Raw genomic sequence first — 13,666 nt, forward strand, 5'->3', positions numbered from 1 at the left:
TTCTTAAGTAATTTGCCTTAAGAGTTATAGCTAATGTGTGAAAGATTGCCAGTCAAAAATACGCATACCGTTCAATTGGCGGAAATAAATTAATATAAAAATAATATAATGAGGAACGAAATGATTTTTATATATTAATATTATTAATGTCATTTTTATAAAATACTTATATAAATCTGACACAAAACTGCGTTTACCCGGAGATTTTCCAGTCAGGACGGGGTTGTGCAAAAAATCATCAGCACAAATGGCGGCCAGTGAAATGTTAAGCGCGATAACTCATTCAGCTTGGAAGGGATTAAGAGCACTGAACCTCAGAGTTCAGAATCTCTCTCTTGTAATAGATACGTAAAAAAAAAGGCCGCTTTCGCGGCCTCAGATTGCAGAGCATATGTCAGAACGTGTGACGGTGAGTTATTTAGCGTCAGCGTCTGGCAGTGCGTAAGCGATGATGTAATCGCCCAGTTTGGTGCCGAACGAACCGTGACCACCGGCTGCGATAACAACGTACTGCTTGCCATTCACAGAGTAAGTCATTGGGGTTGCCTGGCCGCCCGCTGGCAGTCTTGCTTCCCAAAGTTTGTCACCGTTGCTCATGTTGAACGCGCGCAGGTAGTTATCTGCGGTTGCTGCGATGAAGAACACGTTACCGGCAGTGGAAATCGGTGCGCCAAGCATTGGCATACCCATTTTGAACGGTAACGGAAGCGGTGAGCTGTCGCGCACGGTGCCGATACGTTTTTTCCACACGATGTCGTTGGTTTTCAGATCAACGCCGGAGATGTAACCCCATGAAGGCTGTTTACATGGGAAGCCCAGCGGAGACAGGAACGGATTCAGCGTCACGGCAAATGGCACGCCGTACTGATGCTGGATACCTGACTCAGAACCGGAACCGCCTTTATCGTTAGCGTCTGGCTCGATTGGGTTACCCGGCCCACGCGGGATCAATTTAGACACGAACGGCAGTGCGATCGGGTTAGCGATAGCTACCTGACGATCGGTATCCACGGAGATACCGCCCCACTCGAACATCCCGAGGTTACCTGGGAAGACCAGAGTGCCCTGCTCGGATGGCGGTGTGAAGGTGCCTTCATAACGCAGTTTGTGGAAGATCACACGACACATCAGCTGGTCGTAAATCGTTGCGCCCCACATGTCTTTGCCCGTCAGTTTGGCTTCCGGACGGAACGTCAGTTTTGAGAATGGCTGAGTTGGAGAAACATGGTCGCCCTTCGCCGCGCCTTGTGGCACAGGCTTCTCTGGCGCATCAACGATAAGCTTACCGTCACGGCGGTCGAGCACGAAGATGTTACCGGTTTTGGTCGGTACATAAATCGCAGGAACTTTGTTGCCGGATTTATCAGTGATATCCGCAAGCGTTGGCTGCGCCGGAACGTCCATATCCCACAGATCGTGATGGACGGTCTGGTAGAACCAGGCCAGTTTACCGGTGGAGGCATTCAGCGCCAGCAGGCCACTCGCAAAACGTTCCATTTCTGGAGTACGGTTGCCGCCCCAGATATCCGGTGTCGCGACGCCGATTGGCAGATATACCAGATCCAGTTTGTCATCATAAGCCGCAGGCGCCCATGAGTTCGGGGAGTTTGGTGTGAAGTGCTCACCGTCTGCTGGCAGTTTGTTTGGCTCAGCCGCACCCGGATCGAAGGCCCACAGCAGTTTACCGCTCTCGACGTCGAAGCCACGGATAACACCGGAAGGCTCGCGGGTAGAGAAGTTATCGGTGACCGCACCGGCCACAATGATCACAGATTTGGTGATGATTGGCGGTGAAGTCGGTTCGTAGTGGCCCGGCACTGCATTAGGCATATTGCTTTGCAGGTTCAGTTCACCGTTGTTACCAAATGCCGGGCAACGTGCGCCGGTTTCAGCGTCCAGCGCAAACAGACGGCCATCGTTGACCGGCAAAATGATGCGGCGTGCGCACACAGCAGGTGCTGCGCCGTTCGCTGCATTGCCTTCTGCGGCAGGTGTGGTCTCATGATAAGACACACCACGACAGGTCACGTGCTGGAAGGTCGGGTTCGGCTTGAGCTGCGGATCGAATTTCCACTTCTCTTTACCGGTCGCGGCATCCAGAGCAAACAGCTTCTGGTGCGGCGTACACAGGTACAGCATGTCGCCGATTTTAATTGGCGTCACTTCGTCAGTGATTTCACCCGGATCGTTGGCCGTTTTCAGGTCGCCGGTACGGAAAGTCCATGCCACGTCGAGCTTACTGACGTTTTGATCGTTGATCTGGCTGAGCGGCGAGTAACGGGTACCGCCCTGAGTACGGCCATAGGCAGGCCAGTCACCGTCAGGAATGCCGGAATCAGATTTCGCCGGCGCAGAGTCAGCGGCTTTAATCGTGCCGTTGATCACCTGCGGATCGTTGAAGATGGAGTAACCAAGTACCGCCACGGTGAAGACCAGTGACAGCGCCAGTGCACCGCGTGCGAAGGCGTTTTTGGCCAGCATCTGGTTGTAAACAACCGGCAATAAAATCCACAGACCCAGGAAGAAGGTGACGTCTAAACGCGGCGTCAGTGCCCAGAAGTCTGTGCCCACTTCCCAGACGGCCCACACCGTGGTGCCAAACAGGAAGATTGCATAAAGCAGTAATGCAGAAGAGCGACGGCGGAACAGCAGCCACGCAGTAACCAGCGATATCACACCGGCAATTATGTAATAAAGAGAACCACCTAATTTTGCCAGCCAGATACCGCCGACAAGAAGATAAATCCCGCTTAACGCGGCGAACAAAGCGGTAATTATTACGACGATGCGTGATAACGAGGCTTTCGTTTCCATAGTTGATGACCTTACTGATTTTATAATCGTCGATTTAGGGTGAGCTAAATCTTCAAGAACATCCGGTTTTCACCGGGTGTCATTCCGTGCGTACGCTGCCGGGCTTTGATAATTGCAGGCCGTTGGCAGCGTCGCGTGGTGCTTTACTTTTACTGACTGAAAATCCTGTACTTTACGAATACGAACTTACTGGAAGCTGTAAGACAGCGTCGCGCCGCCACCGTAGTTTCTGCCCGGCGCTGGTTCGAAGTAACGTCCGTTCCCTTCATTAACGATGACCGATCCGACATAATTTCTGTCAAACAGGTTGTCGACGCGGGTGAACAGGTCGAGCGTCACTTTGTCCCAGTTGAAGCGATAACCCGCGTTCACGCTTGCCACGGTATACGCGGCAGCCTGTTCGCTGTTTTCGTCATTCACTTCAATATCGCTCATGTAACGGACATCCGCCCCGGCGTGCCAGCCATCAACCGGTGCCCACTCTAATGAAGCGTAGCCCATGTTACGGGCGATACCCGGAAGGCGATTGCCCGCAGGCGTACAGTCGCCGGATCCACAGGTCTCATTGCGGAAGGTCGCATCGAGCAGGGTCCAGGCCATTTTCACACGCCAGTTCTCTTCAATCTGTTGATCTAATGACAGTTCCAGCCCGCGACGACGGGTTTTTCCGGCGTTGGTATAACTCGAACGTCCACCGGCGCTTTGCGCGACGATCAGCTCATCGTCGGTATCGGTCTGGAAGACGGCGGCGGTCACCAGCCCATTGCCGACGCGCCATTTGCTGCCAAGCTCGACGGTGTTGCTGGTTGACGGTTGCAGGCCAAGGTTCAGGCCAGAGTTGCCATCGGTGCGGTAAGAAAGTTCATTAATTGTCGGCGTTTCAAAACCTTTACCGGCAGAGATATAAGTGTTCAGCGCCGGTGTCACCGCGTAGTTCAAAGACGCCATCGGCAGCAGCTTGTGATAACGGCGCGAACCGCTGTCATCCGGGTTAGTACCGGTGATGTAGTAATCCGTGGAATCGAAGTTAACCGTGCTGTAGCGCGCGCCGACGTCCAGCGTCCAGCGCGGCGTCAGATTCCACGTGGTTTGCAGATACGGGTCGAGGTTCCACATCACGTTCTTTTCGTTACGGCGCTCGTTGCCCTTCACGCCCAAATCACCCTGGTCGTTGAAGTTCTCGTAACCGAAACGGCGCTCGGTCATGGTTTCATAATCCACACCGCCGGTGACCGAGAACGGCACGGAGCCGATCTGGTCATCATGTTTCCAGCGGGTATCGACACCGGAGTATTTACGTTCAAGCACGATCACGCCGCCCGCGTTAAGAGGATTTTTCTGCGCCGTGGCCGGAATGGTCTGGTATTGCGTGGTGTGACGTTCGCCGTGATAAGTCATCAGGCTGAATTCGTCATTTTCGGTCATCTGACGCTGGTAGCGCAGACCGACTTGTGTCTGATCGAGGCTCTTACGGGCGTTGTACTGATCGGCGCGCGTCGCCTGTTTCGGATTATCGTGCCATTCGGATTCTGTCAGGCCGCCCGGATCGTTAGCATCAACGGAGACGCTGTTGAACATCAGCGTCAGGGTACTGGCGTCATCAATACGTACGCCCAGTTTGCCGTTACCGAGGTTTTTCTGCGTACCGCTGTGATCGCGGTAACCGTCGGTGGTGAAGCGCGAACCGGAGATCAGGTAATTCACATCGCCCGCGTGGGTACCGTCACCGGTTGCACCACTGGCTTTAACGCTGTTACGAAAGGATCCGTAGCTGCCGAAATAGGTGCCCGCTTCAAGGGTAGCTGGCTGCGTGCCGGTTTGGGTATCAACGTTAACTACGCCGCCGGAGGCGTTACCGTATAGTGCCGAGAACGGCCCGCGCAGAACTTCAACGCGCTCAACCGAGTTCAGATCGATATTCGACGTCTGCCCCTGCCCGTCCGGCATAGTGGCCGGAATACCATCAACATAAATTCGCACGCCGCGCACGCCGTACATCGAACGGCTGCCGAAGCCACGAACGGAAAGTTGTAAATCCTGCGCATAGTTCTGACGGTTCTGCACCTGTAAGCCAGGCACGCTGCCGAGGCTTTCGGAGAGATTGACCTGCGCTTTACTGTTACGGAAATCCTCACCGTCGATAACGCTTACCGCCGCCGGGGTGTCCAGCTCGGACAGGCCGGTTGCACCCTGTTTTTTGATGATCATCAGTGAAGACGAGTCTGAAGTGTCGTCGGTGTCGCTTTTCGGCGTATCGGTGGCTGACAGTGCGTAACTGACTGAAACAGGGCTACAAAATGACAAAAAGGTGATGATAAAAGCAGAGGTTTTGGCGTTCACTTTAGGCGTTCTTTCTTGTTAGCTAAAAGTGGGAGCTTAAGGGTCGCGCTAAAATACGACGCACATCTCACTTTTAGACTTTAGGAGTAGACAAAAAACCATCAATCTGATGGTGAATCAGGAAGGTGCTAACTATAGTTATTTTCTTCCTGTTAGTACATACGTAACTTTACGAATGTAATTTTTTAACAAAATTCCGCACGCATGGTGCATTGAAACGGATTTTCATCTTCCGATATCCCTGCTCAGGGTCAGTCATCCTGACCGCTACAAGCAGTGCGCACTTATTGAGCATCGTATATGTTAAGGCTTTTCGCCACTTTATAAGGAGATTGAGAATATTCCCCAGGGACATAAACGAAAATAACTACGTCTCGTAACAACAAAGTTAACTACAAAACATCATTTGAGAGAAATGCCTTAAGTTAAGTAATGAAAGGTAAACAAAAAAGAAGATAATCTATTTTGGATGCGCCACAGGGTTAATATTGTTATTCTTCCCCCGAAGTCTGAAAGGGGAATTAATTATCACCACCACGCTGATAATAATACTGATATTCATTTATAGATTAATTAAAACTTCTTGCAGGTGATCAGTAAATTTCACGCAGATATTCACTGGCATACTCATTATGTCGAAAATAAAATCATGCATGAATATATTTTAAGCGACCACACCAGGTCTTATTTTTATACACGTAGTCTTAGATACCTTAGTAAAGGAAAGTATTTATATGAAAAAGCTCGCTGTCATGTTCACACCGCTATTGGCGACCACCGCAATGATGTCAGCCCCTGTCTTAGCGGCAGATACGCTGAATATCACCCAGGAAATTACCGCCAGCATGTGCTCAGTCGCAACCGACAGCCTGACTCATCAGCGTGAGGCAATGAGTTACAATGATTTCATCAGCGCGGCCTCGGTCAGTGATTCACTGGAACTGACGCTTGAGAACTGCGCCGCAGGTGAAACACCTCTGGTTTCCGTCGAATCTCTGACTACCAGCTCAGCGGCACTTAGCATGGCTGTTGGATCCACAGAGGGAACCTACGCTGACCCGTCCAGTGAAACAGTTGCACTGACCGGCAGCACGGCTGATGCTGGCGGCAGTTCCACTGCCACTCTGTTTTATCAAATCACACCTCAGGCAGGTATCACCCACACCAATGCGGTCGAAGATCATACCTTCACGCTGACGTTAGCCCACTCCTACAACTGATGAGGGATAACCGGGGAAATATGCCTTTATTTCCCCGGTTGATGACATAATGAAGAAACGTAATAGTATTCTTACCGCGCTATTATTATGCTCATCCATGAGCGTGAGTGCCGCTGTACAATTATCCTCCAGCCGTATTATATTCAAGGAAGGACAGAAAGAAGCCACGCTTACTATGAGAAATACGGCATCAAATCAATCATTCCTTGTTCAGACCTGGCTGTCTGACGTTAATAACAACAAACTGACGCCATCACCTTTTTTACTGACACCTCCGCTATTCAAGATGACACAAAACAGCTCAGCAAACTTACGGGTAATTAATTCCGGTAGACAAAGCTTTGCTCAGGACAAAGAAACGCTGTTTCGGTTGAATATCTTAAGCATCCCATCACAAACGGATGCAGAAGGTGCCAAACTCGTGGTGAATAATCGGAGCATCATTAAATTTATCTACCGCCCTGCATCACTTAGCGATCACGATGCTGCTTTGGCATATCAAAAATTACAGATCAAAACCGACGGTAAGTATCTGACGTTAACGAATCCTACCCCCTATTACGTCAATATCGGTCAGATCTCGCTCAACGGTGCCCGTCTCAGTGCAAACGATCTGTCTGCTATGGGGACGGTTCCACCCTCAGGAACCGTCACGCTGCCCTACAACGTCACGCTACGCAATGTCACGCTGACGGCCATCGGCGATCGTGGAGCCCTGCTCACGCCGCGCTCCGTTCAGCTTCCCTGAGAACTGAAGTGTGAAGATTAGAACGGGACTATGGATGGCCTGCACGCTGACCTCCCCGCTGGCATGGGCAGATGACGCATTCTTCGATCTCAACAGTCTGAAGATCAGCGAAGAGGAAAAACGTCATCTGGATAGTAACTTACGCATGAGCGCGGGAAAGCAAATTCCAGGCAGTTATCCGGTCAACATTTATGTGAACCGGAAATTTGTCACGCACCAGAACGTGGTATTCCTCCAGCAAGGGGAACAATTTATCCCGCAGTTGACCCGGCAGTTGCTGCAGCAAATGAAGCTCAGAACCCACACCTTGCCAGCCATTAAAAACCTGACAGACGATCAGCCTGTAACAGACATCACTAAGACGCTGCCGGGAACCCGTGTGGAAGCCAATGTGCTGGCCGGACGCCTCAACATTACCGTGCCCGCTGATTATTTGCTGCCGAAAGGCGAAACGTTGCCGCAGGAATGGGATCATGGGATCCCGATGGTTTTCACTAACATCAATGCCAGTGGTTATCAGACCAAACGCCAGAACGGGCGTGACAGTGAAAACCAGTACGTAAATCTGACTAACGGCGTAAATCTGGGTGCATGGCGACTGCGCAACCAAAGCTACTATCAGAAAACCGCAAACTCTTCGGATTTTACTTCCGATAAAACCTGGATCAGCCGCGACATTCAGAGCCTGCTATCACGATTCAGTGCAGGGGAAACGGAAACCACAGGGCTGGTCATCGACAGTTTTCGCTTTATCGGCGCCAAACTGGAATCGGTCTCCGCAATGCAATCTTCCCGGGAGAATGGTTTTGGGCCGCAAATTCAGGGCACCGCATTAAGCAATGCCACCGTTCAGGTGAGTCAGAACAACCGCATGATTTACCAGACCTTCGTGCCACCGGGAGATTTTGTTCTTCGCGATGTCAACGTGTCCAATGCCGGAGAGCTGGAAGTCAGTGTGACGGAAGAAGATGGCACCGTGCGTACCTTCACCGTTCCGGTCTCCACATCGGCCACGTTGCTGCGCCCCGGAAATATGAAATACAGCCTGAGCATCGGGCAGCATGATAATGATACGGATACCTGGTCAGACGGCAGTTCCCGCGACGTGACTCATCGTGATACGCGAAAACGTTTCGTGCAGGGTGAACTGATATATGGCGCGAGTAACACCGCGACTGTACTGGGCGGTGCTTTGCTGAGTGAAGACTATCAACACGCCGCGCTTGGCATGGGCCTTAACTTAGGGAATCTGGGATCGCTGACGCCGCTGGTTGGCGGCGCAAAATCTGTGCTCGCCGATGGCAGCGGCAAGCAAGGCTATTTTACGCAGCTGAGTTATCAGAAGTACCTGTTGCCGACTCAGACTCAACTGAGCCTGACGCGGGCAAACTACACCACTGGTTTTTACAGCTTCGACGACATCAACAAGTATTCCACGACATCTAAAAAGAATTCGGTAAAAAGCACTACCTCTCTTTCCGCCACGCAAAATCTGGCTGACTGGGGTACGTTGCGGCTTAGCGCTTATGACAAGAAATATTACAATAAGCAGAGCAACCGGTTGAGTTACTCAGCAAGCTGGAACACACAAGTCCTGGGTTCCTCACTGACGCTCAGTGCGAACCGCAGTGAGAACCGCTATACGCAAGTGACAGAAAATATTATGGGCGCCACGGTCAGTATTCCGTTCAGCATTTTCTCGAAAAATGCTCCTTCAGCAAGGCTTTACAACAGTTACACGCAGTCCAGCCGTGGCAATAATTCGCTGACCAGTCGTGTGACAGGTTCTGCCAAAGACTTTCCGCTGGATTACAACGTTTCTCAGAGCGTTGACCGCACCACCAGCGGGCGTCACACCCAGAGTCAGGCCATCAGCGCGACCTATTCCTCACCGGTCGGGCAAGGCATGTTGGGTTACAGCAACTTGAATAATGAAAGTCAGAGTTATCAATGGCGCTGGAAAAGTGCCGTAGTGGCACATCCTTATGGCATCACCCTCGCGCCAAACACACTTTCTGAAACCACCTCCGCCGTGTTGGTTAAAACCGAGGGCAGTTCCGGGATTAAAATCAAAAACCGGCGGGACGTGGTGACCGATCGAAGTGGTCACGCTATCGTTCCCACCGCGCAGGCATATCGCCAAAGCAACGTGCATCTGGACGCCGGTTCTTTTGGTGATCACACCGAAATACTGGATACGCAAAAAACGGTGATCCCAACCCACGGTGCGCTGGCTTTAGCCGAGTTCCAAACCCGCGTGGGTTATCGGGTGCTTTTCGAACTCACGCGGCACGGGAAACCTTTGCCCTTTGGCTCAACGCTGACCACCGACGCCAACAGCATCGCTAACAGTGACGGCGAAATGTATGTCAGCGGCGTCAAAGACGGGCAAATACTTACGGTCAGAATTAGCGATACAAATCAATGCAGGGTGAAATTCAACAAAAAAGACGCCACCGTCCATAGCGGGTTGTATGTGCAAAAGACTGAATGCCGGTAATGGTAATTCACCCGCGCGTGCCGCATTGATACCGAGCTTCAACATGAGGAGTACCGAAACAACAGGCAATCAATGTCGTTTATGTCATCAGTACGTCACGCTGCTGTCAGAGCCCGGCGCGCATCGTGGCTGTACACCCTGATGTTATTTCCGACTCCACGAGGTATTTGCCATGCATTATCGTTTCGCTTCTCAGGCTGCGAGCAAACGTATTCTGGCGATGCAAAATGGTCTGACGATTCTGGTCGGCCACAATTATGGCGGCGCAATTATCAGCCATTAACATATTTATGCGGTGAAAATCCGCTGTGAAGCCATTAACTTTGCGCCACAGGCGGTTTCCATCCCTTCAACAGCGACAGCTACAGCTACACCACTGAATGAAATCTGCGGCGTTCCCTCCATGATGGGAAATATTCCTTTGCACATCGGGCAGGCAACCTTATGCCCGATGCCTGCCACGGGAATCTCCAAACATGTTACCTGCTCAAATCCTTCTAAAACGGTACCACCATGGGTGGTTTTGTCACCTTTAAGGATTACGGGTAAATATGGCATAGTTTAACTCCTGATTATATTTAAATATTTCAAGGTATCTGTTCGAATTTTGGCATATTTTTCTACTCGCCACTCCTTCTTCTTATAAATTGCTTTGAAACTTCCGCCTAATTTCTTCTTTTATGTATGGCTCGTATTTTGAAATATCATACTTTTCACCCGTCATGATAATCGCACAATAGTTGTGAGCATAGAGCATGTAACTGTATTCTTTACTCAAGTCGGTTCGTCCTTCCCTTTCTAACCTTACAAACTTATCGTGCACATCCGCCATTAGATTCTTGTGGCTGCTGGCATTATTCTCTTTTTTTATCACAGAATACATTAATAAATTGTTTCTAAGGAATTTTACTGGGTAGCTCGAGTATACATTTTCATAGCATTTACTATAATTTTCACATTCCCTACCTGTTGTTGCTTTACAATACATTTCTGCATCATCACTAAAATGTTCAATTGACCTTTTATTCATATCACCGTACATACAACCAGATAATGCCATAGAGCAAACTAAGATATGAATTTTCTTACATAACATTGACGTCACCAATCACTTCACTAAACATTACATCTGCATCTGCATGTCCGTAATCGTTTATCTTTGAAATTATTTTTCTTCCACTCTCATTTTGAATCTCTCCAACATTAATTGCTTTGTTCATATCAGCACATGAACATTCTTCCCAGGCCCCACCAGCTCGTGCAATATCATTCGGGCTACTGTAATCAGCAAATTTATAATCTACATATATATTCATCCAGCGTTTAACATTTACGGGTTTTGTTTGTTTACCGCTCTTACCTCTTGAAACAGGGTCAAGCGTTACCAGCAATTCAATGGGGATACTTGTATTGTCTTCTGCCAAACAGATTACCCGGTCACCTCCCCAGCTGTGGCCGACCAATACAATTTTCTGATTTGCATCGTGCCACTTTTGCATTACAGGCGGGACGTTCCCTCCACCATGCTCGGAATAGCAAACATCTTGTTTACGTTCTTTACCTTGACCATAATCCTGAGCATACCTTGAGAACACACCTTTTAACATGGGCTGATAGTCATCATCTGCAGCACCACCGATGAATACAACCAATGTCCTTAGACACTCTGTAGTTATATGACCCATCTGCTCCTCAATATCAGGTAAAATAATAGAGTTATCATCTTTATTTTTGTAAGGAAAGCCAGGGTAAATAATTCCATCTGTAGCGCACATTATTTCTTCTCCAATGATTTATTGACCATTACAATCTCCTTGTTTATTCTCTTTTTTGCATAAGATAAAAGTTCACGTAACCGGTTATTTTCTGCCACCCTTTCTTTTTCCGTAACTAAATTCGTTACCCACGGATATAACGGATCGCTAAACACCTGATAGCCTAAGAACAACTGCAATGAGAGTAATATACTATGGCTTGTAAGGTTGAAGAATCCAAATTGGTAATAAAGTGGGAGTGAGTTATGATATAATCGCTGGAGTGTACCTTCGGCTAATTGCTCATGACGTTCTGGATAGTAACCCCTGACGACATTTGGAATATCTGCCTCGTGAGTAATTACCGTAAGATTATCGACGTCACGACCGGCAAGATCGTTTAAACGCATCAAATAAACTGACAGGTCATTTCCCATACTCTTTTGCAAAGCTGGTGCTAAATCGTCTCTCAGTAAATCAAGGCTGGTGACATCCTCCGCAGCATTCTTTAGTCGTACATTTGCCCAAGGCGCCAGCATCGGATCGCTATCAAAATAGCTACCCAGCATGAGTGCCAGGTCGAGATATTGTCTGGTTTGATCGTTGCGGGTTATTCCGTATTTACCGCTGTTATCCAGCATGAGCGTGATAAATAACTGAGTTTGTTGCTCTCCCAAACTTCGGCTACGTTTAGGATAACGTTGTACAAAATAGTCCCTTAACATTTGCCAGCGCTGGGATTGTTTTTGTTGATATAGCGAATTCAGTTGTGTCAGCGTCAGCGTCAGTGTGACAGGGGAAGTCACTGGGTGAATTTCAGTACAGGATGGTAAATCAATTGCGGTTTTGCAGGTCCATATTGAGGCAAAACCTTGCATCAGATCTCTTTGTTGCTCCGCCGTTGAGGACATCAGAACGGAAGAGAGATAATCACCATTCCAAAACCTGAAAAAAACGTCTTTCTCCCCGTGCAGATTCACTTTAGTCATGCTTTTAAGTTGTCCGGCCAACTGTTGCTGAGGATATGAAGACAATGCCAGCCATCCCCAGTGAGTAACTGACGTTTCGGCGACCCAGTTGAGAAACAGGCTGTCAGCACGCAATGGCACCAGATACGGCATTACGCTGTGCCACTCCTGCCACGGCGTGTTGAGCCAAAGTCCTTCAGGCGTTGAACGCCCATCTCGTTTATAAAACTGTGCGAGAGCCTCAGATATTCCAGGCCCCGACAACACGGCATAAAGCCGATGTGTGCCGGGATGAAGGTTAAGCCAGTCGTTGATACTGAGTCGTGTGTATGATTTTTCCATGTGAGTTTATGCGGACGATCAATCAGATCGAACACCCTCCCTGTTGTTTGCATTTTTCACATTCCTCACAAAACGGTTCTTCATTTTGCAAAGACTGACGCTGGTTATCTGACATTATTAACGGACTGAAGGGCGGAGGAGCGGACGCCGGCGATGCGTCATGGTTTCCCGTCAGCTGGTCTGGGAATTGGCCAGCCCAGCCGCTGCCCCTGCCGGGTATCCCTGCACCAACGTTCAACATCGGGCTGAGAGTAACCCCCGAAGGATCCAGTTTAATAAAAGTACTGCCCGCTTTCAGCGTGATTTCACAACCGCTTTCAAGAACAATTTTTGAGCCCGATTTGAAGTGAAATTCTTTACCTGCCTCAGCCAGCATTGCATCGCCAACTTTCAGATGAAACTGCTGATCCAGTGACAAGGAATAGTCTTTGACAAAATGATCGCGTTTCTCCCCCTCAACATAAACATGCTCATCTTTAACGACATGCGTTGTCCGTTTGCCGTCAATACGGCGTTTTTCATCATTTTTTATCGAAGCCGTCAGGTCATGAAGTATGGTGACGCGCATATCCTTCTGCGCATGCATCGACAGAAGTTCCTGCCGGGTTGCGTCCTCGAACATCAGCTCGTTGTAGCCGTTGCCTTTGTACGTCTGCGAGCGGATCGCCATCTGCGTTTTGGTGCCCGGAAGGCTTCCGGGGGAGCGGTTGCTGGCGTGGTAGGTGCGGCCGGTGATGATTGGCTGATCCGGGTCGCCGTTGAGGAAATCGACGATCACTTCCTGCCCGACGCGCGGGATGGCGATATTGCCAAAGCCGGTGCCCGCCCACGCCTGTGAAACGCGGATCCAGCAGGAGCTGTAGTTGTCAGCTTTGTTATAGCGATCCCACGCGAACTTCACCCGCACGCGACCGTGCTCGTCGCAGAAGATTTCTTCCCCCGGCGGGCCGGTGACGATGGCGATTTGCGGGCCGTCGATG

10 protein-coding genes are annotated in these 13,666 nt (G+C 49.7%); 3 read left to right on the plus strand and 7 right to left on the minus strand.

Annotated features, from left to right (window positions below; translation table 11 throughout):
• Positions 1-414 precede the first annotated feature (414 nt).
• Entirely contained in the window at positions 415-2,814 is a 2,400-nt protein-coding gene (locus ACMHLI_RS21910; protein WP_413531306.1) for a glucose/quinate/shikimate family membrane-bound PQQ-dependent dehydrogenase, read from the minus strand.
• 186 nt (positions 2,815-3,000) lie between these two features.
• Positions 3,001-5,154: a TonB-dependent receptor PqqU gene (pqqU, locus tag ACMHLI_RS21915; protein WP_413531307.1), complete on the minus strand. Its 2,154-nt coding sequence runs from the start codon at positions 5,152-5,154 to the stop codon at positions 3,001-3,003.
• A gap of 734 nt (positions 5,155-5,888) precedes the next feature.
• On the opposite strand from pqqU, the gene ACMHLI_RS21920 reads away from it, so the two are divergent.
• Genes ACMHLI_RS21920 through ACMHLI_RS21930 form a run of 3 tightly spaced genes read left to right on the plus strand, consistent with a single transcriptional unit; the run spans position 5,889 to position 9,622 of the window.
• On the plus strand, positions 5,889-6,374 hold the full coding sequence (locus tag ACMHLI_RS21920; RefSeq protein ID WP_413531308.1) for a hypothetical protein: 486 nt from the start codon (positions 5,889-5,891) through the stop codon (positions 6,372-6,374).
• Between the two features lie 49 nt (positions 6,375-6,423).
• Positions 6,424-7,122 carry a molecular chaperone gene (locus tag ACMHLI_RS21925; RefSeq protein WP_413531309.1) on the plus strand — a complete coding sequence of 233 codons (699 nt, stop codon included), beginning with the start codon at positions 6,424-6,426 and terminating at the stop codon, positions 7,120-7,122.
• A 10-nt stretch (positions 7,123-7,132) separates the two neighbouring features.
• Entirely contained in the window at positions 7,133-9,622 is a 2,490-nt protein-coding gene (locus tag ACMHLI_RS21930; RefSeq protein WP_413531310.1) for a fimbria/pilus outer membrane usher protein, read from the plus strand.
• A gap of 288 nt (positions 9,623-9,910) precedes the next feature.
• On the opposite strand, the gene ACMHLI_RS21935 is transcribed toward ACMHLI_RS21930, so the two are convergent.
• The 5 genes from ACMHLI_RS21935 to ACMHLI_RS21955 form a co-directional block, all read right to left on the minus strand.
• Positions 9,911-10,180 carry a PAAR domain-containing protein gene (locus tag ACMHLI_RS21935; RefSeq protein ID WP_413531311.1) on the minus strand — a complete coding sequence of 90 codons (270 nt, stop codon included), beginning with the start codon at positions 10,178-10,180 and terminating at the stop codon, positions 9,911-9,913.
• 82 nt (positions 10,181-10,262) lie between these two features.
• A complete protein-coding gene (locus ACMHLI_RS21940; RefSeq protein ID WP_413531312.1) occupies positions 10,263-10,727 on the minus strand; it encodes a hypothetical protein in 465 nt (154 codons plus the stop codon).
• Complete coding sequence (locus ACMHLI_RS21945) at positions 10,708-11,397, minus strand: hypothetical protein (protein WP_413531313.1); 690 nt, start codon at positions 11,395-11,397, stop codon at positions 10,708-10,710. The genes ACMHLI_RS21940 and ACMHLI_RS21945 overlap by 20 nt, the downstream gene beginning before the upstream one ends.
• Entirely contained in the window at positions 11,397-12,686 is a 1,290-nt protein-coding gene (locus ACMHLI_RS21950) for a DUF4123 domain-containing protein (RefSeq protein WP_413531314.1), read from the minus strand. Before ACMHLI_RS21950 ends, ACMHLI_RS21945 begins: the two co-directional genes overlap by 1 nt.
• Positions 12,687-12,708: 22 nt before the next feature.
• Positions 12,709-13,666 (minus strand): type VI secretion system Vgr family protein (locus ACMHLI_RS21955; protein ID WP_413531315.1); only part of this gene is annotated, 958 nt, incomplete at its 5' end.

The sequence above is a fragment of the Rahnella inusitata genome (assembly GCF_965118895.1).
Lineage (GTDB): Bacteria > Pseudomonadota > Gammaproteobacteria > Enterobacterales > Enterobacteriaceae > Rahnella > Rahnella inusitata_A.

Excerpts from the sequence above, each read along its gene's own strand:
- ACMHLI_RS21925 (WP_413531309.1), top strand. The coding sequence starts at position 6,424 with ATGAAGAAACGTAATAGTATTCTTACCGCGCTATTATTATGCTCATCC.
- ACMHLI_RS21920 (WP_413531308.1), top strand. The coding sequence starts at position 5,889 with ATGAAAAAGCTCGCTGTCATGTTCACACCGCTATTGGCGACCACCGCA.
- ACMHLI_RS21945 (WP_413531313.1), bottom strand. The coding sequence starts at position 11,397 with ATGTGCGCTACAGATGGAATTATTTACCCTGGCTTTCCTTACAAAAAT.
- ACMHLI_RS21935 (WP_413531311.1), bottom strand. The coding sequence starts at position 10,180 with ATGCCATATTTACCCGTAATCCTTAAAGGTGACAAAACCACCCATGGT.
- ACMHLI_RS21950 (WP_413531314.1), bottom strand. The coding sequence starts at position 12,686 with ATGGAAAAATCATACACACGACTCAGTATCAACGACTGGCTTAACCTT.
- ACMHLI_RS21910 (WP_413531306.1), bottom strand. The coding sequence starts at position 2,814 with ATGGAAACGAAAGCCTCGTTATCACGCATCGTCGTAATAATTACCGCT.